The organism is Bizionia hallyeonensis (assembly GCF_042657385.1).
Lineage (GTDB): Bacteria > Bacteroidota > Bacteroidia > Flavobacteriales > Flavobacteriaceae > Algorimicrobium > Algorimicrobium hallyeonense.
This window is the reverse complement of record NZ_JBHSLA010000003.1, coordinates 336,524-360,285: the sequence shown is the minus strand read 5'-3', so window position 1 is coordinate 360,285 and position 23,762 is coordinate 336,524. Positions and strand designations below refer to the sequence as shown.

At 33.5% G+C, this 23,762-nt stretch carries 24 protein-coding genes and 1 pseudogene; 12 read left to right on the top strand and 13 right to left on the bottom strand.

All coding sequences use genetic code 11. From position 1 onward, the window contains the following. Positions 1 to 50: 50 nt before the first annotated feature. The gene (locus ACFPH8_RS09825; RefSeq protein WP_376860540.1) at positions 51 to 623 is read right to left on the bottom strand and encodes a DUF4331 family protein; all 573 of its coding nucleotides are present in this window, start codon (positions 621 to 623) and stop codon (positions 51 to 53) included. A gap of 29 nt (positions 624 to 652) precedes the next feature. Beyond that, on the bottom strand, positions 653 to 1,303 hold the full coding sequence (locus ACFPH8_RS09820; RefSeq protein WP_376860538.1) for a DUF4331 family protein: 651 nt from the start codon (positions 1,301 to 1,303) through the stop codon (positions 653 to 655). A 145-nt stretch (positions 1,304 to 1,448) separates the two neighbouring features. On the opposite strand from ACFPH8_RS09820, the gene ACFPH8_RS09815 reads away from it, so the two are divergent. Beyond that, positions 1,449 to 2,621 (top strand): LETM1-related biofilm-associated protein, encoded by a 1,173-nt coding sequence (locus ACFPH8_RS09815; protein ID WP_376860536.1) that lies wholly within the window; start codon positions 1,449 to 1,451, stop codon positions 2,619 to 2,621. A gap of 38 nt (positions 2,622 to 2,659) precedes the next feature. Here ACFPH8_RS09815 and ACFPH8_RS09810 read toward each other — a convergent pair whose 3' ends face one another. The 6 genes and pseudogenes from ACFPH8_RS09810 to ACFPH8_RS09785 all read right to left on the bottom strand — a co-directional run bounded on the left by ACFPH8_RS09810 (position 2,660) and on the right by ACFPH8_RS09785 (position 8,920). Continuing rightward, positions 2,660 to 3,415 carry a LytR/AlgR family response regulator transcription factor gene (locus ACFPH8_RS09810; protein WP_248400539.1) on the bottom strand — a complete coding sequence of 252 codons (756 nt, stop codon included), beginning with the start codon at positions 3,413 to 3,415 and terminating at the stop codon, positions 2,660 to 2,662. 26 nt (positions 3,416 to 3,441) lie between these two features. After that, the gene (locus ACFPH8_RS09805; RefSeq protein ID WP_376860533.1) at positions 3,442 to 3,753 is read right to left on the bottom strand and encodes a 2TM domain-containing protein; all 312 of its coding nucleotides are present in this window, start codon (positions 3,751 to 3,753) and stop codon (positions 3,442 to 3,444) included. After that, complete coding sequence (locus tag ACFPH8_RS09800) at positions 3,753 to 5,084, bottom strand: 2TM domain-containing protein (RefSeq protein ID WP_376860531.1); 1,332 nt, start codon at positions 5,082 to 5,084, stop codon at positions 3,753 to 3,755. The genes ACFPH8_RS09805 and ACFPH8_RS09800 overlap by 1 nt, the downstream gene beginning before the upstream one ends. Positions 5,085 to 5,111: 27 nt before the next feature. After that, entirely contained in the window at positions 5,112 to 5,732 is a 621-nt protein-coding gene (locus tag ACFPH8_RS09795; protein ID WP_248400542.1) for a tetratricopeptide repeat protein, read from the bottom strand. Positions 5,733 to 5,936: 204 nt separating this feature from the next. Next, complete coding sequence (locus ACFPH8_RS09790; RefSeq protein ID WP_376860529.1) at positions 5,937 to 6,662, bottom strand: energy transducer TonB; 726 nt, start codon at positions 6,660 to 6,662, stop codon at positions 5,937 to 5,939. A gap of 104 nt (positions 6,663 to 6,766) precedes the next feature. Then, a pseudogene (locus ACFPH8_RS09785) lies at positions 6,767 to 8,920 on the bottom strand (TonB-dependent receptor). Between the two features lie 155 nt (positions 8,921 to 9,075). On the opposite strand from ACFPH8_RS09785, the gene ACFPH8_RS09780 reads away from it, so the two are divergent. Both ACFPH8_RS09780 and ACFPH8_RS09775 read left to right on the top strand, forming a co-directional pair. After that, positions 9,076 to 10,353, top strand: coding sequence for an alpha/beta hydrolase-fold protein (locus ACFPH8_RS09780; RefSeq protein WP_376860527.1), 1,278 nt, complete (start codon positions 9,076 to 9,078; stop codon positions 10,351 to 10,353). Positions 10,354 to 10,404: 51 nt separating this feature from the next. Continuing rightward, complete coding sequence (locus ACFPH8_RS09775) at positions 10,405 to 11,067, top strand: lysoplasmalogenase (protein ID WP_376860525.1); 663 nt, start codon at positions 10,405 to 10,407, stop codon at positions 11,065 to 11,067. A gap of 65 nt (positions 11,068 to 11,132) precedes the next feature. Here ACFPH8_RS09775 and ACFPH8_RS09770 read toward each other — a convergent pair whose 3' ends face one another. Next, positions 11,133 to 12,413, bottom strand: coding sequence for an NAD(P)/FAD-dependent oxidoreductase (locus ACFPH8_RS09770; protein WP_376860523.1), 1,281 nt, complete (start codon positions 12,411 to 12,413; stop codon positions 11,133 to 11,135). 130 nt (positions 12,414 to 12,543) lie between these two features. On the opposite strand from ACFPH8_RS09770, the gene ACFPH8_RS09765 reads away from it, so the two are divergent. Both ACFPH8_RS09765 and ACFPH8_RS09760 read left to right on the top strand, forming a co-directional pair. Beyond that, entirely contained in the window at positions 12,544 to 13,038 is a 495-nt protein-coding gene (locus ACFPH8_RS09765) for an RNA polymerase sigma factor (protein ID WP_248400547.1), read from the top strand. Between the two features lie 4 nt (positions 13,039 to 13,042). Continuing rightward, complete coding sequence (locus tag ACFPH8_RS09760) at positions 13,043 to 13,684, top strand: hypothetical protein (RefSeq protein ID WP_376860521.1); 642 nt, start codon at positions 13,043 to 13,045, stop codon at positions 13,682 to 13,684. Positions 13,685 to 13,686: 2 nt separating this feature from the next. Here the strand turns inward: ACFPH8_RS09760 and ACFPH8_RS09755 are convergent, their stop codons facing one another. Together ACFPH8_RS09755 and ACFPH8_RS09750 are read right to left on the bottom strand one after the other, a co-directional pair. Continuing rightward, complete coding sequence (locus ACFPH8_RS09755) at positions 13,687 to 14,499, bottom strand: lysophospholipid acyltransferase family protein (RefSeq protein WP_248400549.1); 813 nt, start codon at positions 14,497 to 14,499, stop codon at positions 13,687 to 13,689. A gap of 51 nt (positions 14,500 to 14,550) precedes the next feature. Beyond that, positions 14,551 to 15,192, bottom strand: a complete 642-nt coding sequence (locus ACFPH8_RS09750) for an NUDIX hydrolase (RefSeq protein WP_248400550.1) — start codon at positions 15,190 to 15,192, stop codon at positions 14,551 to 14,553. A 2-nt stretch (positions 15,193 to 15,194) separates the two neighbouring features. Here ACFPH8_RS09750 and ACFPH8_RS09745 point away from each other — a divergent pair, with 2 nt between their 5' ends. Next, positions 15,195 to 15,899 carry a peptidylprolyl isomerase gene (locus ACFPH8_RS09745; RefSeq protein WP_376860518.1) on the top strand — a complete coding sequence of 235 codons (705 nt, stop codon included), beginning with the start codon at positions 15,195 to 15,197 and terminating at the stop codon, positions 15,897 to 15,899. Positions 15,900 to 15,907: 8 nt separating this feature from the next. Here ACFPH8_RS09745 and ACFPH8_RS09740 read toward each other — a convergent pair whose 3' ends face one another. Together ACFPH8_RS09740 and ACFPH8_RS09735 are read right to left on the bottom strand one after the other, a co-directional pair. Further along, the gene (locus ACFPH8_RS09740) at positions 15,908 to 16,507 is read right to left on the bottom strand and encodes a trimeric intracellular cation channel family protein (RefSeq protein ID WP_376860516.1); all 600 of its coding nucleotides are present in this window, start codon (positions 16,505 to 16,507) and stop codon (positions 15,908 to 15,910) included. A 313-nt stretch (positions 16,508 to 16,820) separates the two neighbouring features. Next, the gene (locus tag ACFPH8_RS09735; protein WP_248400553.1) at positions 16,821 to 17,546 is read right to left on the bottom strand and encodes an RDD family protein; all 726 of its coding nucleotides are present in this window, start codon (positions 17,544 to 17,546) and stop codon (positions 16,821 to 16,823) included. A gap of 34 nt (positions 17,547 to 17,580) precedes the next feature. Here ACFPH8_RS09735 and ACFPH8_RS09730 point away from each other — a divergent pair, with 34 nt between their 5' ends. Genes ACFPH8_RS09730 through ACFPH8_RS09705 form a run of 6 tightly spaced genes read left to right on the top strand, consistent with a single transcriptional unit; the run spans position 17,581 to position 23,720 of the window. After that, the gene (locus ACFPH8_RS09730; protein WP_376860514.1) at positions 17,581 to 18,546 is read left to right on the top strand and encodes a stage II sporulation protein M; all 966 of its coding nucleotides are present in this window, start codon (positions 17,581 to 17,583) and stop codon (positions 18,544 to 18,546) included. 10 nt (positions 18,547 to 18,556) lie between these two features. Next, positions 18,557 to 19,477, top strand: coding sequence for a hypothetical protein (locus tag ACFPH8_RS09725; protein WP_376860512.1), 921 nt, complete (start codon positions 18,557 to 18,559; stop codon positions 19,475 to 19,477). Then, entirely contained in the window at positions 19,470 to 20,195 is a 726-nt protein-coding gene (locus tag ACFPH8_RS09720; protein WP_376860510.1) for a hypothetical protein, read from the top strand. The genes ACFPH8_RS09725 and ACFPH8_RS09720 overlap by 8 nt, the downstream gene beginning before the upstream one ends. Continuing rightward, positions 20,188 to 21,387 (top strand): DUF4350 domain-containing protein, encoded by a 1,200-nt coding sequence (locus ACFPH8_RS09715; protein ID WP_376860508.1) that lies wholly within the window; start codon positions 20,188 to 20,190, stop codon positions 21,385 to 21,387. Before ACFPH8_RS09720 ends, ACFPH8_RS09715 begins: the two co-directional genes overlap by 8 nt. After that, a complete protein-coding gene (locus ACFPH8_RS09710) occupies positions 21,387 to 22,388 on the top strand; it encodes an AAA family ATPase (RefSeq protein ID WP_376860506.1) in 1,002 nt (333 codons plus the stop codon). The genes ACFPH8_RS09715 and ACFPH8_RS09710 overlap by 1 nt, the downstream gene beginning before the upstream one ends. Beyond that, positions 22,389 to 23,720, top strand: coding sequence for a DUF58 domain-containing protein (locus ACFPH8_RS09705; RefSeq protein ID WP_376860504.1), 1,332 nt, complete (start codon positions 22,389 to 22,391; stop codon positions 23,718 to 23,720). Positions 23,721 to 23,762: the final 42 nt, after the last annotated feature.

Sequence of the window (23,762 nt, the reverse complement as noted above, 5' to 3'; positions counted from 1 at the left end):
TTGTAATAAAAAAAACAGGGCATGCCCTCACATGCCCTGATTTAGAATCTCTACCAAGCGCTAGCTAAATATGGAAATTCATTTAAAAAGTCTTTGTCATTTGCATCTACATTATCATTTGATAATCCTGGAAATTCTGGAGCTGTTAAGCCTGTTTCACCACCAAAAATCAATATCAATTCTACTGTAATAACATCATCCGTTAAATTTCGTCCTGTTAAAACGTTCGTTCCATCGTAAAATGTTGTCGGTCCATCTAAAGAAACATTAAGAACGTCTGTTGCTAATAAGCCTGTAAATTCTGCTGATGTTAACCCTAAAGCATTTGTATCTTCCGGATTGGCATAAGCAGGACTTAAACCTTCCAAATTGGTTTGGAACATGCTTTGAAATGCCGCATTTTGTTGCGTTGGGATTGTTTTATTAAACATGTTTTTACTATCCCCAGAAACGAATACAGTATTCACTGCTGGTCTTCCCATTTGATCTTGTTGTGCAAATACCCCAGAGAAATCAGGAGCAGCTGGACCTCCTTGTGCTGGTGTAAAGTCGTCGTCACTTGAACAACTAATTGTTAATGCTGCAATGGCAACAATACTTAATATGTATTTTAAATTTTTCATAATATCTGTGTTTTAAATTTGTTAGTTTATTATTGTTTACGTTTAGATTCTACCCACGTATTTATAGTTCCAGTACTACCAACAAGGTTTTTTGGAACTTCTACCACTATGGACATTACGTTGGATCCAGCAAACGTATCTGATCCTGGATTAGCAAATTCCGTCTCGTTTCCTGCTATAATATCACCATAACGTGCGAAATCCATAAAAAATGGATCATCTCTAGGTCCTGCAAAAAACTTCATTTGATTCGCGTTTTCAATAATGGCAGATTCTCCATATTGCGAAATATCTACACTTCCTTTAGCATTTTCTATAAGGATTGTACTATTAAGTACTGTTGTAGAAGGCGCCGATGGCCCGAAGAAATACATTTTACCATTTCTTGGAATAGCTTGAATTACTAAATCTTCAATATTGTCTTGATCGGTATCAATATTAAATTCTATTAAAACGTTTTCGTCAAATGCTGCATCACTAGTATTTGCTGGACTTATCAACCCTTGAACGTTGGCGACAAAAACTAAATTGTCTGTGTTTTGCCCTTGAAAGGCGTAAAAATCAGTGATATCACTTGTACCACCTGCTACTGCTGGCGCATCGATATGATCGGCTGCTACCAAAAAGAAACCTGCTACGACTGCAACACCGATTCCTAAATAAATTTTCATGTTTTTCATAATTTTGAGTTTTTGTTAATTATTATTGACTCTCACACATACCTACGCAATAACTTTAAAGTCGGTTTTGTTAAAATTTTGTTAACATGATTTTTAAGGACTTTTTAGATTAATACTCTATCTTTACACCCTCAAATAAACGAACATGAATCCATCAGCAAATGGCTGGATAAATAAATTATTACTCGTAGAAAATATTAGTACCAATCTTTCTACCCTATCTACAAACACCTTTTATAGAGAGCTTCGTCAAAACGGATTTATTTATGGAAGTAACGTAGGTGTATTTAATGACTATATCTCTAATTCCGATTTTACAAGTGAAGAGATATGTAAAGTAAATTTAATTACGGCGTTTAATTATATTCATAGCACATCAGGCACTACAAGTAATTTTGTTGATAGTATTCTAGACTTTTACACACTTATAAACGCTTACAAGGCATCCTTCTTTTCCGAACTTTTAGGCGGCAAGAAAAATGTATCTACCCTTGAGAAAATCATTCATAAACGAGTTCAAATTGATGATAACATAATTGAAAGAAGTTTCAATTACTTTATTACCAATGCCTTATTGTTTACGGATGTACTAGCCTATAAAACGTTTTTAAAAACAGAACATATATCAGAAGTCTACCTTCAAAATTTAGAAGCGGCAATTGAAACGGTCGTCATTCACACCTTAAATTCTAAAATTCTGAAAAGTGATTATGACGAAAGTTTAATAAATTTATTTGAACAGTCACGGAGATATCATGACTCAAAAAAAATGAGTTATAATGAAGCACTCTCCCATATTTCGGGGGATTTAGAAAAATATTATATTTTAGATATTGCATGTATGGCAGCCTGGGGCGATACGATAATTGATAAGAAGGAATATGATTTTTTAAATAAATTATCAACCGACTTACAATTAGAAGGCGCTAATATGGATGAAGCCACACGTGCCATTAATGTGTTTTACGAAACACATAAAGATAAAATAGCCTTATTAAGCTCCAAGAATGTTGTAAAAACATTTTACAATAATTCTAGCGAGATGGTAAATAAATTAATTTCTAGAAATAGTAAGCGTTTATTAAAGGAGCTTCAGGAAAGTAAGGATTTAATGAAGCTTTTAACGCAATCTACCATAAGAGAATTAAATGAAGACGAACAAAAACGCGTACACAATCAGTTATTAGATATTTTTAAATCTATACCAAGTTTAGCCATATTTTTATTACCTGGTGGAGCCTTGTTATTACCAATTGTAATAAAATTTATACCAAAATTATTGCCTTCGGCTTTTGATGATAACCGGGTGGAAGATTAAGAAGCCCAAGTAACTATTTAATTTTAAGACGTTTTTTATTATTCCAACCAATTCTTAAAGTCCTTAACTCGCTCACGAGCAACTATTACCTCTTGTTCGTTAAAGTTATTTAGTTTTATTTCTAAACGTGAATTGGTATAACTCACCATATCTTTTATTGCATGGATATTAATAAAGAATTTTCTACTAATTCTAAAAAACTGTTTTGGATTTAATTCGTTATCTAATTGCTCTAAAGTGGTATCCAAAAGATAGCTTCTACCTTGATTGGTATGCAAGTATGTACCTTTATTTTCACTATAAAAACATTCTATTTCGTCAATTGTAAACAGCTTTAAATGCTGCCCAACTTTTACTGAAAAACGTTTCTTGTATTCTGGTTCCGATGCATTAACCAACAGATTTTTTATAGCATTAAAATCCAAAGCTACCTGTTGCTCTTTAAATTGATGTTCCTTAAACTTCTCTAATGCTTCTGCCAATTCATCGGTATCAATAGGCTTTAACAAATAATCAATACTATTTAATTTAAAAGCTTGCAGCGCGTATTCATCATAGGCTGTTGTGAAAATAATAGCAGATTTAACTTTTACGGCATCAAAAATTTCAAAAGATAAACCGTCACTTAATTGAATATCTAAAAAAATAAGATCGGGATGTGGGTTGTTATCAAACCAATTTATTGATTCTTCAACCGAATGCAGCATAGTTTCAGCTTGGACTCCTAATTTATCTAACATCCGTTGTAATCGTCTTGCTGATGGTTTTTCGTCTTCTATTATTATGACATTCATAGTGTTTTAGCTGGTTAAGATTGGTTTTATTTCTTATTATGGCGTTCCATATATTCCTTAATTTTACGTTCTTCCCAGTTTTTCCCTAAAACCCAATTTGGTAAAAAAACCGATAAACCATGGACTAACAATCCAAATCCCCAAAATGTAAGTGTAAAAAAATTCTTAAATTGAAAGTAACTTTCTCCAGGCTCCAATTCTTGTACATTTATTACCACAATCATTAAATTGATAACAACATATACCAATAAATGCGAATAAAAACCCTTTAATTTTTTTACTTCCGCTTTTGCCCGATCCAAGCGGTCTTGCGCTTCAAAATTAAAATTATTACTCATTAGTTCCATTTTTTTTGATTATTTTCTTTGTTTAAAATCTCTTGTATTTTGCGTTCTTCCCATGTTTTACCATAACCAAACACGGCAAAAGCATGAAACACTATACCCATACCCCAACCTAGCATTGGAAACCAAAACCATTGAAAACCCCAAGATGTTTTATAATTTAAAAAAATTAAAAAGGGAATAACGAGACAGTAAGATATCAGGTTTCCATAAAACCCTTTTATTTCTTCTACCTGCTTTTTAGCTCGATAATAAGCTTCTTCTTTATTTGTAATTTCTTGTGGCTCCATAATTGTTATTTGTTTTGTAAGCATGGGTATTGAGACCTTGAACACCGATGACTCTTGATTAATAAATACTTTTTTAGTTGTTAAAAGCGAATAGCGTTCCGTTATATTACTCAACCCTACTCCACTACTCTTTTTTAATACTTGTTTTGTTTGTAAATTATTTTCGATTACCAAATTACCTTCGCGTTCATAAATTTTAATATGTAAAGGTTTGCTAGAAGTTACCATATTATGTTTTACGGCATTTTCCAAGAGCAACTGAAGTGCTAATGGCACCACTTTGCTGTCCGGATTGGAAGCTTGATTTGGAATATCAAAAATAATACTGTCCTCAAAGCGCATTTTTAATAGCAGCATATACGTTCTAGCAAATTCTAATTCCGCATCAACAGATACTAAATCTTTGTTTTTTTGTTCTAAAACATAGCGATATATTTTTGATAAAGACGTTGTAAATTGTTGGGCGTTTTCTGGATTTTCTTCAATTAAACTAGATAGTACATTTAAACTATTAAACAGAAAATGCGGATCTAACTGGTTTTTAAGCGCATCAAATTTTGCGGTCTGGGTTTGTGCAACGATTTGAGATTCTTTAACCTTTTTTTCTTGAGATTGCTTATAAAAATAAACCGCATGAAACGTAATTACAATGGTTAAGGTAATCCATAAACCAAAGGTATAACTCCTGTACGATTCATTGGCAATAAAGGTTTCAAAGCTTTTACCCTCTAGTGCCAAGGCTTCAAACATATGCAAGAGAAATAAGCCAAAAAGCGTAATTATAACTGAACCAACAACACCTACCAGTATTCGTTTTAAACTCTCATCATCTTTCCAGTTACGCTTGCCTAAATATCCAAAAAAATACATGTTAGAAAATCCTAAAATAAAAGCATACAACTGATAAAACATAAGGTTTACAAGCAGATCATTAAAGCTATCAAACTCAAAACCACGAGATAATGCATTGCCAATCAAAAAAACCAAAACACCTATACCAACAGTGAGTAGTATATTTTTCATTAGTCTATTCATGATGTCGTGGGTTATTGTTGTTTAATATTATTTACAATTAGCCAATACTTGTTCGGCACGTTCTTTCCCCCAACTTGGGTGAAAATCTGAAGCGGGTTTAAAGGTAACAAAAAGTTCTATGGCTCCAGCAATGTCTTCGCAGTACGGCTTGGTATCTTTACCAAAAAATTTGGCGCTACCCATTTCCCATTCTGCTTTATTAAGAACCACTCTTGGGTTTTTTGGATCTAGTTTATACGCTTGCTTATAAAGCTCATTTATTAAGGCGCTGTATTTCATGCCATACGTAGCACCATCAAAGGCCACCCAATTGGTATAAATTTGGGCTTGCATAACTAAAATTTCGGCATTATTTGGATTTATAGCTTTAGCCAAATCTATATAGTTTTGAGCTTTCTCTAATTGAGAAGTCAATACACTAACATCCTTTTCTGTCCAACTTTTTAAACTGTTAATTTGAGCAATATAATAAGCAGGAAGCCATTCATCTGGTTCCGCATCTGCAATGCGCTCAAAAAGTTGTTCAGCCCCATTCATATTATCAGACTGCCACAAAGAAAAAGCCTTTGTCATGCCTTTTTCAAAATTAGTTTGACCTTGTGTTGCTAAGCCTAATAAAAGCGTGCACGTGATTATAAGTGATTTCATAAGATTGTGTTTTTATTTGATAGAGCAAATATGCGCCAGAAATAAGATTTTACAAAAATCAACCTTCTCAACTGTCAGTTTTTGTGGATGAATTGTTATTAAACCCCAAACCAGTTACAAAACCCAATAAAACCAAAAAAACCGTATTAATGGTTCCTTGGATCCCTTTAATACGGCTGTAAAAACGATAACCGACCAATACAATTATTCAATTTTAAAATTTATCGGAATACTATATGGCACTTTTACAGGTTTTCCGCGTTGTTTTCCTGGTTGCATAATTGGCAATAAACCTATTATGCGTTCCGCTTCTTTCTCTAATTGCGGATCTGGACCACGCGATCTAATATTACTTACTCGTCCTTGGGAATCAATAATAAACATGACATACACCTTCCCATGAATTCCTAAATCTAGAGCTGATTCTGGATATTTGAAATGCTTTTGGATATGCTCGGTTATTTTCGCACTAAAACAATTACGCAACGCCACGTTATTTCCAGAACAACCAGGAAAAACAGGCACATCTTCAACAACGGAAAAAGGTACTGAAACCTCTTCTTCAATCTCTTCTACGATTACTTCGTCTACAGTTATTTCGCGCTCTTCAATACGATCTTCCTGACCAGATTCCGAGCTTTCTATTATTGTTTCTTCAATCTCTTCGGTATCTTCTACTATGGTAATAACTTCAGGAATTGCAGCAGATGCAGGAGGTGGTGGCGGAGGCGTTGCTTCAAGATTAGTAATAGGAATATCGTCTTCAATCTCTTCTGTGAATATCAAGAGTTCTTGATTAATGTCTGGTTGGTCGTACGTGCGATACTCCAATCCACGCCAAGTAAAAAACAGCATGATATTAAGACCTACAGCAAAATAGATAGCGCTGTTGCGACCAATTTCTAAATTTGGATTTTTTTTGAGTTCCATAATTTCTAAAGTTTAACTGAAATTAAATTACTCCAAATACCTGTAAAAAACTATGATTTAAATCATGTTTTACACTGTATGCCAAATAGTTAAATAATAATTGTTTACAAATTATTTAATTGATTATCTGTTCCTTTTTCACTAATTGTCCAGAAAAACCCAATAAAGAAAAACTGATCTGCGGCCGGTTTTAATGCACGACTTGCAAAGTTTCCAGTAACATCTGGTGAGTTGGCATACTGATATCCGTTAATATTATTAAAACCCAATGCATTATTAACAGATACATATAGTATTTTTTGTGGTGTTACTAAATACGCCCAATTCAAACTTAAACTGTTATAACTTTTTGTTTTTTGATTTAAAAACCCGTCTAAATTTGGATTGGTATAAGTCCGTCCAGAAGCAAAATTATAGCTTAAACCAATCTGACTTTTCCAGTTTTCAACCCAATATTTGCCTATTATGGAAAGATTATGAGTGTTTGCAAAATTTGGTGTAGCAGGTTCTGGGTAATTTAAATAGTCGCGCTCGCTATCTAAAAAACTATAACTTACCCAATAGTCGATATTTTTTAAGCTTTTGTTATCACGCCAAAATAAATCGATCCCTTTAGCAGAAGCAAAACCCTGATTATTAAAATCACTATTAAAACCCGCAAATTCCGTGTTATATTTTATTAGGTTCTTATAATCCTTATAAAAAGCCTCAGCCCTAAAAATTTGACCATCACGATTTAATTGATAATTCAATATATAATGCGTTGTTTTTTGAGCTTGCAAATCCTGTTCAAACTTTAAAATACTACTATCCGGATTCTGATAAAAATTACCATAAGCCCAAGATATTTGACTGTTTTTAGATGTTTTATAAGCCAATGACAAACGAGGCGATATTGTAACTTCATTAAACAACCCACTGTATTCTAATCTTAACCCACCTTTTAAAGCGAATTTTTTTGAAAATATAACATCCGCTTCTGTAAAGGCTGCCGAAATATTATTTTTAAATCCATAGGATAATTTAGCCGTTACAGGACTTTCATATTTCTAATTGAAGTCTGTGGAAAAATATTCAGCACCTACATGAAGTTTAAAACGATTGCTAAATCGGCGTTTCAATTTAAATTTAGCATGAACGGCATTTTCAGTATCATTAATATCATCTAAAAAAACTTGAATATCATTATGAGCATACGTATAACTTAACCCTCCAAAAATTGTCCAATTATCAGAAAGTACGCCTCGGTACGAACCATTAAAATAAAGGTTGTTATTTTTTAGTTTGTAGTAAACACCTTCTGGAACATTGATGTCTTCTTGTGTTAGCGCAAAACCACCTGATTCAAATGCGGTATATAATTTCAGTATACCTGAATTGAACGGACGTCTAAAAACAGCTTCACCGGAACCACCATTAAATGGTTTATCCCATTCATTTCTATCGGGAAATACAGCAGTATAAGGCGCCAAGTTAATATAGGAACCATTAACACTTAAGGAACTCTTTTCCCATTTTTTAGTATGACCTAAAGAGCCACCAACACTCATGATTCCTATATCTGTTTTATTTTGCTCTGGTTCATTAATCGTGTTTAAGAGAAGTACACTTGATAATGCTTGGCCATATTCGGCAGAGTAACCACCTGTTGAAAAGGTGATTCCATCAAAAAGAAACGGTGAATATCTACCGCGTGTGGGAATATTATTTGTAGTTGGTGTATAGGGTGTAAATACCCGAATGCCATCAATAAATATTTGCATTTCATTGGCATCACCTCCGCGCACAAATAAGCGGCCATCTTCTGCAACTGTAGTCGTTCCTGGTAATGTTTGCAATGCGCCAACAAAGTCACCCACTGCACTAGCCGTTGTAACTACATCCAAGGGTTTTAAAACGGATACTTTACTATTATCGCCAGCTTCAAACGTACCCGCTGAAATAACCACCGTATCCAAAGCATTAACATCTTCACGTAATTTAATGGTAATAGTTGTAAACATCGAAACGTCTGCTTCTAATTTATAAGTCTCATAAGAAAGAAAGGACACAATTAATGTTTGTAGTCCAGTTTCTGAAGTTTGAAAATGAAATTCACCCATAGCGTTGGATGTTGTGCCATCATAGCTCCCTTCAATATATACGTTAGCACCTTCTATAGGAATATTTTTAGAATCTAGAACGGTTCCACTTATTTCAACTTGCGAAAAGGCTGAATAGGATATTAAGGATAGTAGAATGATGTAAACAGTTTTCATATTCGTTGGCTTTCATGTTTGATACAACAAATATGAATCTACCCATAACATTTTAAAAAATATTTGGACTCAATTGTAAATTTTAATAGCTGAAATGTAAAATGCCACTGATACTAATAATAAAATGCTATTTTAGTGCATATCATTAACCGCCCATGAGATTATTACTACAAACATCAAGCAGAACGAAGCTATTCTCATACTTATTAACCCTATTTATTTTATTCATCCCTAACAAGAATAGCGGACAAACCGTACAAGGAGATATAATAGGTATTGGTGTTTCACACACTATTCAGTCAGCCATACTAAATGAAGAACGAACAATTTGGGTTCACGTTCCCGAAACACGTTCAGACTCAAATGAAGCCTTTCCCGTAGTTTATTTGCTTGATGGCGACTCCCATTTTACATCTGTAGTAGGCACCATTCAAGAGTTAAGCGCGAGAGGCAATTCCATTTTACCAAAAATGATTGTTGTTGGCATACTTAATACGGATAGATTGCGGGATTTAACGCCCAAACATGGAAATAGCGAAAATGGTCCAAATACTTCAGGTGGCGGTGAAGCTTTCATGGATTTTATTCAAAAAGAACTAATTTCATTTGTTGGCAAAACATACAAAACAAAGCCCTACCGTCTGTACATTGGTCACTCATTGGGAGGTTTGACAGTGATAAATACTATGCTAAAGCGCCCAGAACTTTTTAATAGTTATATAGCTTTAGACCCCAGTTTATGGTGGTCTGATTCCGTCATGTTAGAAGAAGTAAAAATGATTTTAAATAATAAAAACCTTTCCAATGAAACTTTGTTTGTAGGAATTGCTAATTCCATGCCATCTGGAGTAACACTAGCAACAGTAGAACAGGACACCTCCAAACAGACGCAGCATATTCGGGATATTTTGGAATTTACCAATAAAGTTGTTCCACACTCATCATCGCAAATTAAGTTCAATTCGAACTATTACCCGAACGAAAGTCATGGTAGCTTGCCTTTAATTGCAACTTATGACGCCCTACGGTTTATTTTTTCATGGTATAATTTGAACCAAAACATTATATCCTTAATTATTAATCCAAATGTTACAGCCAGTACAGTAATCAAAACACTTAAAAATCATTATGAAATAGTATCTTACAAAATGAACTATACCATTCTACCCCCAGAATCATTGGTAAATCAATTTGGCTATGCATGTTTAAGACGAAAACTATATGATAAAGCTGAAGCCTTCTTTAAATTAAATGTTAAAAATTATCCAAATAACTCAAATGTTTACGACTCTTTAGGCGATTATTATGCGGAAGTGAATGAAAAAGACAAAGCAGTTTCTATGTATCAAAAAGCATTAAAGACAGGCAAGGGTAATAACTATTCAAGAAATAAGCTTAACACGCTACTGTTAAAAGAGGAGCGTTCACATTAAAAATTTTACAACTTTAAAAACCTCTAATTTAAAATTTAAATTATCTGCTATATGAAATTAACCAAATTTGAAAAATCATTTATCATCCTTTTTTGTTTCATATTGATAGCGGAAATTCAAACGGGAATGTCCTATCCACTCTTACATTATTTTGCAAAGCCCGCCTTACTAGTTTCAATAATTATATTTTATTACAAACAAAATACTTCCATCGCCAATAAGATAAAACAGCTTACTTTTGGTGCTTTAATCTTCTCTTTATTGGGTGATATTCTATTGATGTTTGCAGACAAATTTGATCACTTTTTCACGCTTGGATTGGTCGCTTTTTTAACCGCTCATATTCTCTATATTTTGGTGTTTTTAAAACGAAGAAATACCGATAAAAAACCCTATCTTTTTAGTGTTATTTTACTCGTATATGGCGGACTACTTTTTTACTTTTTGAAGGATAATTTAGGCGATATGTTAATACCTGTTATTGTATATATGCTAGTTATTTTAACCATGGGAACAACAGCGTATTTGCGAAAAGGAGAAGTGCCAAATGTTAGTTATATATTGGTTTTTGTAGGCGCTATTTTATTTATGATTTCTGACAGTTTACTCGCTTTAAATAAATTTTATGAACCCTTGCCATTTTCAAATATAAGTATTATGTTTACATACGCCTTTGCACAACTTTGTATTATTTTTGGACTCCTAAAAGAGTGATAGATTTTCCTTATAATAGATATTTAAAACACTAATATCCAAATTATTAAAAACACTTTATTAAACTATTTATTTAATTTATTGAATGGTCTAATAATTAAGCGTGCTGCCTTGTCAAAATTGATATAATTATAGGTCCAATTGAAGAAAACTACCACTCTATTTCTAAAGCCTACTAACGCCATCAGGTGAATAAACATCCAAACAAACCAAGCTGAAAATCCAGAAAATTTTAAAGAACCTAAATCCACAACCGCTTTATTTCTTCCTATAGTTGCCATGGAACCTTTGTCATTATATTTGAATTTCTTCATAGGTTTATTCCCTATTAATTTTATTATATTTTTAGCAAATAATTGGCCTTGCTGGATGGCAGGTTGCGCCACTTGAGGATGTCCTTTTGGATAGGCTTCCGTTTCCATATAAGCAATGTCTCCAAGCGCAAAAATATGAGGGTAATTTTCTACCTGATTATACCCATTTACCCGGTACCGATTTAACTTTTCAAAAAGCGCATCAGAAGCTAAACCTTTCACTGGATTTCCAGTAACACCTGCCGCCCAAATTAAGGTTTCAGATTCTAATTCTAAATCTGTATTTGTTTCTACTTTTTTTCCATCGTAATTTTTAACAAACGTATTACAATGAATTGTAACACCTAATTTATTAAGAAATTCAGCGGCCTTTTTGGATGCATGTTTACTCATTGGCGGCAATAATCTATCACCTCCCTCCAAAAGATGAATTTGCATATCGTGTGCATTCAAATCATGATAATCTTTTGGGACAATGTTATTTTTTAATTCAGCAATAGCGCCAGCTAATTCCACACCTGTTGGCCCACCTCCTACAATTACAAAATTCAAAAAGGCATGGCGTTCCCCAACCGTTTTTGCAATAGTTGCTTTTTCTAAATTCTGAAGTATTAAACTTCTAATATTTAAGGCCTGCGCAACCGTTTTCATAGGCATGCTATAGGTTTCTACATCCTTATTGCCAAAATAATTAGTTTTCGTTCCCGTAGCCAACACCAAATAATCAAAGGACAAATTACCTATTGATGTTTGTATGGTATGCGCTTCCGCATCTATTGTTTGGACTTCCGCTAACCTAAAAAAGATATTTTGGGACGATTTGATAATTTTGCGAAGTGGATATGCTATGGAGTCAGGCTCCAAACCTGAACTTGATACTTGGTATAATAGCGGCTGAAAAGTATGATAGTTTCTTTTGTCTATTAAAACAACTTGAACCGGTTTATTTTTCAAGGATTTCACCAGATTAACACCGGCAAATCCACCGCCAACAATCACTAACCTTGGAAGTTTAGATTCAGGAATATTCATAAATAAAATGGATACGTTTCAGATATACAAATATAAACCTTAACAATTTAATTGGCTATTTTTGAATAATATTTGTATTCCCTGTAACTTTTTAATATTTATGCTACTTATACAGTACTAAACCATCAATTTGAGCCAATCATTAGAACATAGTTTTGTTGAACAGCTTGAGGCAAATCAAAATATTGTGCATAAAGTGTGTAGACTCTACACCAATAACCAAGATGCTCATAATGATTTGTTTCAAGAAATTACCATACAACTTTGGAAAGCTTTTCCAAAATTCCGTGGTGACTCAAAATTCAGTACTTGGATGTATCGTGTAGCACTGAATACCGCTATAACACTATATAGAAAGAAAAAGCGCAGAATAAAGACACAAGAGTTTGAAAGCATTGAATTCAAAATAAAAGCAGAGGAATATGATGATACCGAAGAGCAACAATTAAAATTACTTTACAATGCTGTTAAAGAACTGAATGATATTGAAAAAGCATTGGTGTTTTTATATTTAGAAGAAAAAAATTACAAAGAAATAAGTGAAACAATGGGAATTAGCGAAGTAAATGCACGTGTAAAAATGAATCGTATAAAAACGAAGCTTAAAACCATTTTAAATCCGTAACCTTATGGATGAATTAGAATTATTAAAAAAAGACTGGAAAAAGGATAACAATACCTATCCTAAGGTGTCCTATAATGATATTTATAAGATGATTTTAAAAAGGTCGTCGTCCATTGTAAAGTGGATATTTATCATTAGTCTATTAGAATTTATTTTCTGGCTTGTTATATCCTTTGCATTAAAAGATAGCAAAAGCATGGAACGTTACAATAGTTATGATGCAGATTATGTTATTATACCGCTTACCGTATTTGGCTATATTATTCTAGCGTATTTTTTCGTCATGTTTTTTAAAAACTACCGAACTATTTCTGTTACGGATAGTGCAAAAAAACTTATGGAAAACATTTTAAAAACACGTCAGACGGTAAAACGCTACGTAGCTTTTAATCTCCTTTACTTAATATTATCCGTTGTTATTGTACTATTTGTAGAGTTTGACCAAGATCAAGAACTTATTAATCTGGCAAACAGTGCAGCAGCAAGTGGAGAAACATTTAAGTTCTACACCATTTTTACTTTAACCGTGTTAGTGCTTTTAGTTGCTGTTATACTTACCTTACTCCTCTTTTATTGGTTAGTTTACGGTATTTTACTGCGAAGTTTAAATAAGAATTACAAGGAACTAAAAAAATTAGACTTATAAATTTACGGATTATTAGGACGCCATTTTCGCATTTCATTTAAAGCTTCTTCAGCTTCTAAAACATCTTGTGGAATTACCTTTAAAAAGGAAGGATGTTGCTCTATAGCAAATTCAATTTTTTCAACTATTTCAGCTATGGAATCATTTTCGTAATCAATCTGTAATGGCTCTTTAATTTCTAATGTTTGCAGAATATTCTTCTTCTTAACACGAAGCCCTTTTTTATCAAACGAACGCCTAAAACCATCAATAACGATAGGTACAACAACTGGCTTGTAATGCTTAATAATATGCGCTGTTCCTTTTCTAATAGGTTTAAAAGGTGTTGTAGTACCTTGTGGAAAGGTAATAACCCAACCATCATCTAAAGCAGTTTTGATAGCTGAAATATCGCTCATTTTTACTTGGCGATTTACATCTTCTCCTTTTGCGCGCCAGGTGCGCTCAATGCTAATAGAACCAGCATAAGCCATTATTTTAGGAAGCAAACCTGATTTCATGGTTTCTTTAGCAGCTACATAATAAATGTTCATTTTTGGATTCCATAAATATCCTACGTTTTTTATAGAATCGTCTCGGTCACTTAAACTCGCATTAAAAACATGGAACATAGCCACCACATCAGCAAAATAGGTTTGATGGTTAGATATGAACAACACATTATTATCTGGCAGATTTCTAATAATTTCAGATCCTTCAATTTTAAGTTCATTAAAGCCTCTAAATCGCCTATGAGTAAGCGCGCCTAGAATTCTAATAACCCATTTTTTTAAAATGAGATAATGACCAAAAGGATTTTGTTTAAACAATCCCATACGTATAATTTAAAACTGATTTAAGATTACAAATGTAATAAAACTGTCCGTTTACAGCAGTTCTTTTAACAAGTCTTTTATTTCGCTCAACATCATAGCTGTTGCTCCCCAGACAATATGATTGTTTAAATGAAATGCTGGCACATCCACCTCAACACTATAGGAAGTTGATACCGTTTTAGTTACCACACTGGATTCACTAATAAAATCTTGTAAAGTCACCTCAATAATGTCTTCAACTTCCGTATCCTGTTTAACAAATTTAGGCGTACATCGAGAAATTCCTATAAACGGGTAAACAAAAAAATTACTTGGTGGAATATAAACCTTGGTCATGGCGCATAAAATTTCTACTTCACTCTGTGGCACGCCTACTTCTTCCCACGTTTCTCGAATGGCAGCATCTTTTATTGAGGCATCCGTTTTTTCAACTTTTCCACCAGGAAAGCCTACTTGGGCAGAATGCACACCTTTATAGGTTTTCCGAAGAATTAACACCAATTTAGTTTCATGTTCTTGATCCGGATAAAACAAGGCAACAACTCCAGCATTTTTAGCATTTTTAATGGCATTTTTTTGCTGCGCTTGGAGCTGCTCTCTAAAAGGTGGCGACATTTTAAATTGTGAAGATTCGGCTGGCAGTGGTATATTTTCTATTTTTGATACCGATTGTAAAAATTCATCAAATTTCATCTATGATTCGTATTCTTATGTTAGTCGCTTTTATATTTTTTCTTGGTTGTGAAGATAAACAATCAAAACCAAAAGAAACGACTCCTAAAACGACAAAAACTGTTAAAAAACCGACCAAAGAATTAGATAGCTCCAAAATAAAAACACCTGAATTCCCTTTCCTAACGGATGAAAATGCCATGGAATTCTTTTTAGAGTATGAAAAAAACAATCCGGAAAACAAAGTGCGAATTACCACCAAATTTGGCAACATTGATATCTTATTATATGACAAAATTAAGTTTCATCGTGCAAATTTCGTATACTTAACCAAACGCGGTTATTTTGATGGCACACAATTTTACCGAGTAATAGATAACTTCATCATCCAAGCTGGAAATACAGACGATCCAAAAATAAAACGAAAACGAGGAGATATTGGTCGCTATCTCCTTCCCCCAGACACCAAACGAGGTTTTAAACACCATAGAGGTATTGTGAGCATGCCAAGTAGCGAGATTGAAGATGCCTATAAATTAGCATCGCCATTTGAGTTTTTTATAGTCCAAAACAAAGATGGTGCCTATCATTTGGATGGCGATTACACCATTTTTGGTGAAGTTATTTCAGGTATGGATGTGGTTGATGAAATTGCCGCTCAAAAAACCGACGATGGCGATTGGCCTTTAAGAAACGTATATATTAAGAAAGTGGAAATCATTGAGTAATGCAGCTACTATTTATAGAGCGTTGGCAAACTGACTTTAAACCGGACAGCTAGTAGTCTGATGATAATAACTACTAAACCGGCAATAATAAAAACAACGTTATTATCTATAGGCAGCTTTCGGACTAGAAAATAAGTTAAACCTCCCAAAATACATGCTGTTGCATAAATTTCTTTTCTAAAAATTACAGGAATTTCATTACATAAAATATCACGAATTACCCCACCAAAGCAGGCCGACATTGTACCCAAAGCAATACATATTATAGGGTCTAAGCCTGCTGAAATGCCTTTTTCTACACCAACAACCGTGTACAAACCTATTCCAATTGTGTCAAAAAGAAATAGGGATTTCCGAAGGTAATCAATTTTGTTTTTAAAAATAATAGTCAATACCGTACTAGCTAAAATAACATAGATATAATTTAAATTAAGCATCCAACTCACTGGCGTTTCACCAATTAAAACATCACGAAGTGTTCCACCACCAACAGCTGTAACCGTAGCAATAATTAAAATTCCAAATACGTCCATGCGCTTACTTAAAGCGACTAGCACACCTGAAATAGCAAATGCTATGGTTCCTAAAATATCTATTGCGTAAAACATGACTGTTACCTATTAGTTTAAAATGCAAGCAAAGGTATAGAATGATAGCTATTTAGTGAAACGGAATACCTACTATTTTTTAGGCATATTTTGCATACTAATAAAGTCCGTTATTTTGCAAAAATCAACTTTATTTTAATTAATACAACGGATTCAAAATACTAACATGAAATACCGTTTTGAAAACGTCCAGAACATTTCACACAATTATATTCTTGATAATTTATTTAGGCATTAGCTCAATAAAATAGACACCATTTTAAAACGGTGTAAGCGATTCATACAATTTCTTTGCAAGAAGTGGGTTCTCTGCTTACATATTTTGAGTGTAATAGTTATAATCCTTTAAAATGGTGTCAATAAACTCTTTGTCAAACATATCTGATTCTATTTGCAGCAAGCCACAAATTTTATTTCGTATAATTGTTAAGGTCTTGAAATCATTATTCCGTTTGGAAATCATAAAGGCTTCTTTAATAATCCGAACGTCCTTGTCACTTAACAATGTTACATTATTAAATACAGGTTCATAATCGTCAGTTATTTCTTCCAGAATAGTACTGGTTATTTTATGTTTTTGTTTCACACTAATAACAACAGTGCCTGCTGCTGAATCACCAACACGTTGCTTTTTATCGGACAATAAAATACTCATTACACCAATTGAAGCAAAAAACATCCATATATCAATAATCCGAAGCATCCAACGCACCAATAAATTATACCATTGGGTTGGCGCTCCATCAAAACGAACCACTTTTATTTTCATGATCATTTTACCAATGGTTTGCCCACTAAACAGAACATGACAAAGCAAAGAATAAAACAAGGCAGGAAGCGTTAACAATCCAAGAAACCCACGACGGGTCCAGCTATCGGTATCAAATATTTCAGAAACTGCTACCAAGTTTTCCATAATGGTCATGTAAGCAATAAGAATCAAGCCGTCAATTAAAAAAGCGACAAAACGTTCGCCAACACCAATTAGTTTGTAATCTAAATTGACATTTTGGGCTGTGTTAATTGCTATATTGCTCATGGAAATGTATATTCGTTTAAATTTTAAATAGGCTATGCGCGAAGCATCATTCGTGAAGCAAAATAAGGAAAAATGGCTGGTATTTGAAAAAGCATTACACAATAATGTTAAAATAAACCCAGACGATTTAGCTTCATATTATATTCAACTTACTAACGACCTCTCCTATGCACAGACTTACTATGCTGATAGTAAGACGCTTTTGTATTTAAATTCGCTGGCATCTGAGGCGCATCAGAAAATTTATATCACCAAAAGAGAGTCAAAAAATAAGGTTGTTTCCTTTTGGAAATACGAATTTCCACTGTTCTTTATAGCCTATCATAAAACTTTACTGTATTCCTTTCTAATTTTTATGTCGGCTGTTTTAATTGGTGTCGTTTCTACTTTAAATGACGACAGTTTTGTACGTTTAATTTTAGGTGATGCTTATGTAAATATGACCATTGAAAACATTGAAAATGGCGAACCTATGGCGGTTTATAAAAGTGGAAGCCAAATGGGTACTTTTCTGGGAATTACTATAAACAATATCCGTGTGGCTATTTTTGCATTTGCTGCAGGTGTTGTTTTTAGTGTAGGCACCATTTATATTTTGTTTAGTAATGGTATCATGTTAGGCGCTTTTATTACGTTTTTCTATAATTATGGCATTTTAGAAAAAACATCGACCGTTTGGCTTCATGGTACCATTGAAATTTCGGTGATTGTAATTGCTGGTTGCGCGGGTTTGGTAATGGGAAATAGTTTTCTATTCCCCAAAACTTATTCTAGACGCGTTGCTTTTATGAAAGGCGCCAAAGACGGCTTAAAAATAGTAGTCAGCACGATTCCGTTTTTCTTTGTAGCTGGCTTTATTGAAGGGTTTATAACTCGTTTTGGAGAACAAATGCACCCTGCTTTAGCTTATGGGATTATTCTTGCTTCTTTAACCTTAATTATATTTTATTATATAATTTACCCGATTAAATTGAATAAAAAAATGGCCTTAAATCTATAAAACCTACCGTATGGAAAAACCGTATTTAGAACTTCGTACGCGAAATACCTTTGGCGATATTGTCAATAACTATTTTCAGTTTTTAAAACTCAACTTTAAACATTATACCAACCTATACTTGCGTTACAATGCCATTAGTATCATATTAACACTAATTGGATCTTATCTATTAGTAACTGGATTCATGGGTTTGGCGAGTCGTGATTTCAGGTTTGGTATGGAAACTAGCATGGATAACGATTGGTATTTAATAGTTGGCGGATTGCTTCTCGTTGTTATTCTATTTGTTACGGCCGTTTTAAATTACAGTTTTTCTAGCGCTTACATGACAGAATATGTAAAGCAGGAAGGCAACGTGCAATCGGCAAACATTTGGTCTGCCATTAAAAAGAATTTAGGAACCATCATCCTATTTATCCTTATTGGCATTGCCATGTACATCGGTTACTTTGTGGTTTCTCTGGTTTTAGCGTTTATTCCGTTATTAGGTATGTTAGCACAATATGCCATCAATTTTACGCTAAGCGCCCTTTTTGGTTTATCATTTATGTCTATTTTCAGTACTAATAAATCGGTTGGCGAAGCCTTATCAGAAGGTTGGTCTTTCACGTTTTCTAATTTTATTCGTGTGGTTTTCTTCGGATTGGTAATTGGAATTCTAAATCTAATGCTAACGTTTTTAATCCTATCCATCCCTGGATTCATTATTGGTTTTTACACCTATTTTTCTATTGAAAGTGAAGTGGATTTTTTAACAAGTAACTTTGCAACTATTGTTTTTACACTAGGTTTTACCATGTTTGTATTAGCATTTATTTTCTCGCAAGCTCTTTCGCAAGTAGCTTATGGTGTACTATTCTTTAATTTACATGAAGAACGATATAACACATATTTGCGCGAACGTATAGAACAAATAGGTGTTAATGAGTAAACCAAACAGACATATCACTTTAACGGTTTCAGGCTTGTTTTTTATAAAGCATGCGGTTGCCGTTGGACAAAATAAAATCCAAGAAGACTCGACAGATATCACGGTTACCTATTTTAAAGAAGGCATCCTGGATCGCTATTCCGGAAATGATTTCAATTACAATATCAACGATACAGGTGGTGTTAATTTATTACAACAATTGCTTCGGAAATTTTTTAACTGGTTAGGTAATCTTTTCGGGATTGACATAGATTTTGTGGATTATGAAACTTTGGAATACATTGTTTACGGCCTTTTAGCTGCTGGAGCTCTGTATTTATTTATTAAGTTTTTATTACAATCACCAATGAGCTCGGTATTTAAAACGGAAGAAAAAACCATTGATAATTTTGGTTATATTGAAGAAGACATCCAACAAGTTGATTTTGAAAACCTAATAAAAACAGCCTTAAAAGAAAGCAATTATCGTTTGGCAACGCGTTATTTATATCTAAAATCACTTAAAAATTTAACGAACAAAAACATCATCGATTGGCATTATGACAAAACCAATTCAGACTATCTCAATGAAATTTCAGATGATGGTATCAAACAATTATTCAAACGCATTTCTTACATCTATGATTACGTTTGGTATGGCGAATTTGCCATAGACGAACAAGCTTTCAATAGAAATCAAGACGATTTTTCAACCTTAAATAAACGCATTAATGGATAAACGCTCAAAAATAGCTTTATATAGCATTGGCGCCATTATCGTGTTGTTAATGATAGCTGAAGTCACCAAACCAAAACCATTGAATTGGCGAAACTCCTACTCCGCTGCCGATAAAATTCCTTTGGGTTGCTACGTGCTTTACAATGAATTGGAGCCATTTACGTCCAGTACAATAGAAACCTCTAATGAAAGTTTGTACGAACGTTTAAAAGATTTTCCTAACGCAACAAACACTACGCTCCTTCTTATTAACGATTATATTTCTGTAGAGGAAGAAGGCTCCAATGCGCTTTTGGAATTTGTTGAAAACGGGAACACCGTTTTTATAAGTACCAATTATGTTTACGGCGCATTTGCCGATTCGCTAAATATAGAAATAGATCGGGATTATGATGGATTTTTCAAGGATCCTTCCAAATCCATATTCACTAATAAAAACTTAAAAGCTAACGAACGCCTGTTTAGGGATGTTATTGAAAACAGCTTCTTCACCTCTATAGATACATCTAATACAACGGTTTTAGGTTATATGATTGATGAAAATAAAATAAGGAAGGAAGTTAATTTTACTAAAACGCCTTTTGGCGATAATGGTGGAGCCTTTTATGTTCATAGCAATCCGTTTGCCTTTACAAACTATCATTTATTAAATGACAAAGCAGATTATGCCGCAACCGTTTTATCATTTTTGCCAAAAAATAATAGCATCCTTTGGGATAACTATTATAAAAGCGGACGCAAAGTTATAAAAAGTCCATTGCGCTTCATATTAAGTAGTCCTGCACTAAAATGGACATTCTACATTAGTTTAATAGGTTTAATCATCTTTGTTATTTTTAAAGGAAAACGAACCCAGCGTATTATTCCAGTTGTAGAACCCTTAAAAAATTCAACCGTAGCGTTTACCCAAACTATTGGCGATTTATACTACCAACATGGTGATTATTCCAATATTATTCATAAAAAAATAACCTATTTTTTAGAATTCATACGAACCACATACTATTTAGAAACCAATGAATTTAGTGAACGTTTTATTCAGAAACTCGCTGTTAAATCATCAAATACGGTTCAAGACACCAAAGCATTAATCGATTTAATTACCTTTTTAAAATCGAAAAACAACCACACAGAAAAAGAGCTCATTGCCCTTAACAAACAAATAGAACATTTTACAAAAAACACTATATAATGGAAGATACGAACCAGCACGAAAGCGAAGATTTAAGCTTTACGAATAGAATTGACCTCAAACCTTTACAAGCGCATGTAGAAAGTATTAAAACGGAGATTGGTAAAATTATCGTTGGTCAAAATGAAATGATAGAATTGCTTATCATTTCCATTTTATCTAATGGCCACACACTTATTGAAGGTGTTCCAGGTGTTGCAAAAACAGTTACAGCCAAACTTTTAGCACGCACGTTAGATGTGGATTTTAGTCGCATTCAATTTACACCAGATTTAATGCCGAGTGATATTTTAGGAACCTCCATTTTTAATGTAAAAACGAGCGAGTTTGAATATAAAAAAGGCCCTATTTTTTCCAATATTATTTTAATTGATGAAATTAACAGAGCACCCGCAAAAACGCAAGCCGCTTTATTTGAGGTTATGGCAGAACGCCAAATAACTATTGATAATAATCAGTTTATTATGGAGCCACCTTTCTTGGTTTTTGCCACACAAAACCCAATTGAACAAGAAGGAACCTACCGTTTGCCAGAAGCACAATTAGACCGTTTTTTATTTAAAATTAATGTGGATTATCCATCATTGGAAGAAGAAATTCAGATTCTAGTGGACAACCACAAACGGGAAGATCAATTAGACTATAGTACAATAAACCCGGTTTTAAAAGCTGCTGATATTGTAAAATACCAAGGGTTAATTAAACAAATTTTAGTGGAAGACCACTTACTCCATTACATTGCTTCCATAGTTAACAGCACGCGTAATAACGCTAATTTGTATTTAGGAGCATCACCAAGAGCATCCATTGCCATTTTAAATGCAGCCAAAGCAAACGCAGCTATTCAAGGTCGCGATTTTGTAACACCAGATGACATAAAACGCTGTACCAAAGCCGTTTTAAAACACCGCTTAGTACTAACACCAGAACGTGAAATGGAAGCCTTTACAGTTGATAAAGTAGTGGACCAGATTCTTGAAACGATTGAAATACCAAGATAATTGAAACGTATTTTTAAACATATCTATTTAGAATTTCGGTTTTTTGCAGCCTTAATGGGATTCGCATTTCTATTTCTGATGGCGTATCAATTTCCGGGATTATTACCAATAAGTATCATGCTTTTTGGAGCTTTTTTACTACTTATTCTTATAGATAGCATATTGTTATTCAAACAAAATGGATTAGAAGCCAAACGATTACTTCCAGAAAAATTGAGTAATGGTGATGATAATCCGATTGAAATCACCTTGAAAAACACGTATAATTATAAAATTAAACTAAAACTCATAGACGAGATGCCGTTTCAATATCAGAAGCGCGATTTTGAAATTGATACCCAACTTGATAAACTTGCGGATAAAAAAATCACGTACATCTTGCGTCCTTTGGAACGTGGCGAATATCATTTTGGAAACTTGAACGTTTATGTAACGTCTCCAGTTGGATTATTAACCCGTCGTTTTCAATTTGGAAATAATGCTATGGTACCCAATTACCCATCATTTCTGCAGTTAAAGAAATATATGTTGTTGGCATTTTCGAATAAAATTTTCGAATTTGGATTAAAGAAAATCCGAAGAATTGGTCACACCATGGAATTTGAGCAAATTAAAGATTATGTTCAAGGTGATGATATTCGGAATATAAATTGGAAAGCAACAGCCAAACGGAGTCAATTGATGGTAAATCAATTCCAAGACGAACGCTCCCAACCTATTTATAGTGTTATTGATAAAGGTCGCGCTATGAAAATGCCGTTTAACGGATTAAGCCTTTTGGATTATGCTATTAATGCAACGTTGGTTATTAGTAATGTGGCTTTAAAAAAACAAGATAAAGCTGGTATGTTTGCCTTTTCTAGGAAAGTGGATAATAAAGTAGTTGCTGAACGCAGACCATCACAGATGAATCAGATTATGGAAACGCTTTATAATTTAGATACCGATTTCGCAGAATCCGATTTCTCTAGATTATATATTGATGTGAAGCGAAGTTTAAACCAACGAAGCTTATTACTACTCTATACCAATTTTGAAACCTTAGATGCTTTACATAGACAATTACCGTATTTACAAGCCATAGCCAAGCATCATGTATTGGTTGTTATCTTTTTTGAAAATACCGAATTGGATAAACTCACGCAGAAAGAATCACGTAATACCTTTGAAATATTCGAAAAAACCATTGCCGAAAAATTTGTTTATGAGAAGAAACTCATCATTAACGAATTGCAGAAACATGGCATTCAAAGTATTTTAACAGCTCCAGAAGAGTTAACCTTGAATACCATTAATAAGTATTTAGAAATTAAAGCTCGTGGGTTAATTTAATCTGTTTTAAAAAACCCATTTTACAATCCATCCTAAAAAAAC

Coding starts and splice junctions, on each gene's coding strand:
- ACFPH8_RS09755 (WP_248400549.1), bottom strand. CDS start 14,499: ATGGGATTGTTTAAACAAAATCCTTTTGGTCATTATCTCATTTTAAAA.
- ACFPH8_RS09805 (WP_376860533.1), bottom strand. CDS start 3,753: ATGAGTAATAATTTTAATTTTGAAGCGCAAGACCGCTTGGATCGGGCA.
- ACFPH8_RS09715 (WP_376860508.1), top strand. CDS start 20,188: ATGGATAAACGCTCAAAAATAGCTTTATATAGCATTGGCGCCATTATC.
- ACFPH8_RS09740 (WP_376860516.1), bottom strand. CDS start 16,507: ATGTTTTACGCAATAGATATTTTAGGAACCATAGCATTTGCTATTTCA.
- ACFPH8_RS09795 (WP_248400542.1), bottom strand. CDS start 5,732: ATGAAATCACTTATAATCACGTGCACGCTTTTATTAGGCTTAGCAACA.
- ACFPH8_RS09730 (WP_376860514.1), top strand. CDS start 17,581: ATGCGCGAAGCATCATTCGTGAAGCAAAATAAGGAAAAATGGCTGGTA.
- ACFPH8_RS09810 (WP_248400539.1), bottom strand. CDS start 3,415: ATGAATGTCATAATAATAGAAGACGAAAAACCATCAGCAAGACGATTA.
- ACFPH8_RS09815 (WP_376860536.1), top strand. CDS start 1,449: ATGAATCCATCAGCAAATGGCTGGATAAATAAATTATTACTCGTAGAA.
- ACFPH8_RS09720 (WP_376860510.1), top strand. CDS start 19,470: ATGAGTAAACCAAACAGACATATCACTTTAACGGTTTCAGGCTTGTTT.
- ACFPH8_RS09825 (WP_376860540.1), bottom strand. CDS start 623: ATGAAAAATTTAAAATACATATTAAGTATTGTTGCCATTGCAGCATTA.
- ACFPH8_RS09710 (WP_376860506.1), top strand. CDS start 21,387: ATGGAAGATACGAACCAGCACGAAAGCGAAGATTTAAGCTTTACGAAT.
- ACFPH8_RS09725 (WP_376860512.1), top strand. CDS start 18,557: ATGGAAAAACCGTATTTAGAACTTCGTACGCGAAATACCTTTGGCGAT.
- ACFPH8_RS09745 (WP_376860518.1), top strand. CDS start 15,195: ATGATTCGTATTCTTATGTTAGTCGCTTTTATATTTTTTCTTGGTTGT.
- ACFPH8_RS09750 (WP_248400550.1), bottom strand. CDS start 15,192: ATGAAATTTGATGAATTTTTACAATCGGTATCAAAAATAGAAAATATA.
- ACFPH8_RS09760 (WP_376860521.1), top strand. CDS start 13,043: ATGGATGAATTAGAATTATTAAAAAAAGACTGGAAAAAGGATAACAAT.
- ACFPH8_RS09780 (WP_376860527.1), top strand. CDS start 9,076: ATGAGATTATTACTACAAACATCAAGCAGAACGAAGCTATTCTCATAC.
- ACFPH8_RS09790 (WP_376860529.1), bottom strand. CDS start 6,662: ATGGAACTCAAAAAAAATCCAAATTTAGAAATTGGTCGCAACAGCGCT.
- ACFPH8_RS09800 (WP_376860531.1), bottom strand. CDS start 5,084: ATGAATAGACTAATGAAAAATATACTACTCACTGTTGGTATAGGTGTT.
- ACFPH8_RS09775 (WP_376860525.1), top strand. CDS start 10,405: ATGAAATTAACCAAATTTGAAAAATCATTTATCATCCTTTTTTGTTTC.
- ACFPH8_RS09770 (WP_376860523.1), bottom strand. CDS start 12,413: ATGAATATTCCTGAATCTAAACTTCCAAGGTTAGTGATTGTTGGCGGT.
- ACFPH8_RS09820 (WP_376860538.1), bottom strand. CDS start 1,303: ATGAAAAACATGAAAATTTATTTAGGAATCGGTGTTGCAGTCGTAGCA.
- ACFPH8_RS09735 (WP_248400553.1), bottom strand. CDS start 17,546: ATGAGCAATATAGCAATTAACACAGCCCAAAATGTCAATTTAGATTAC.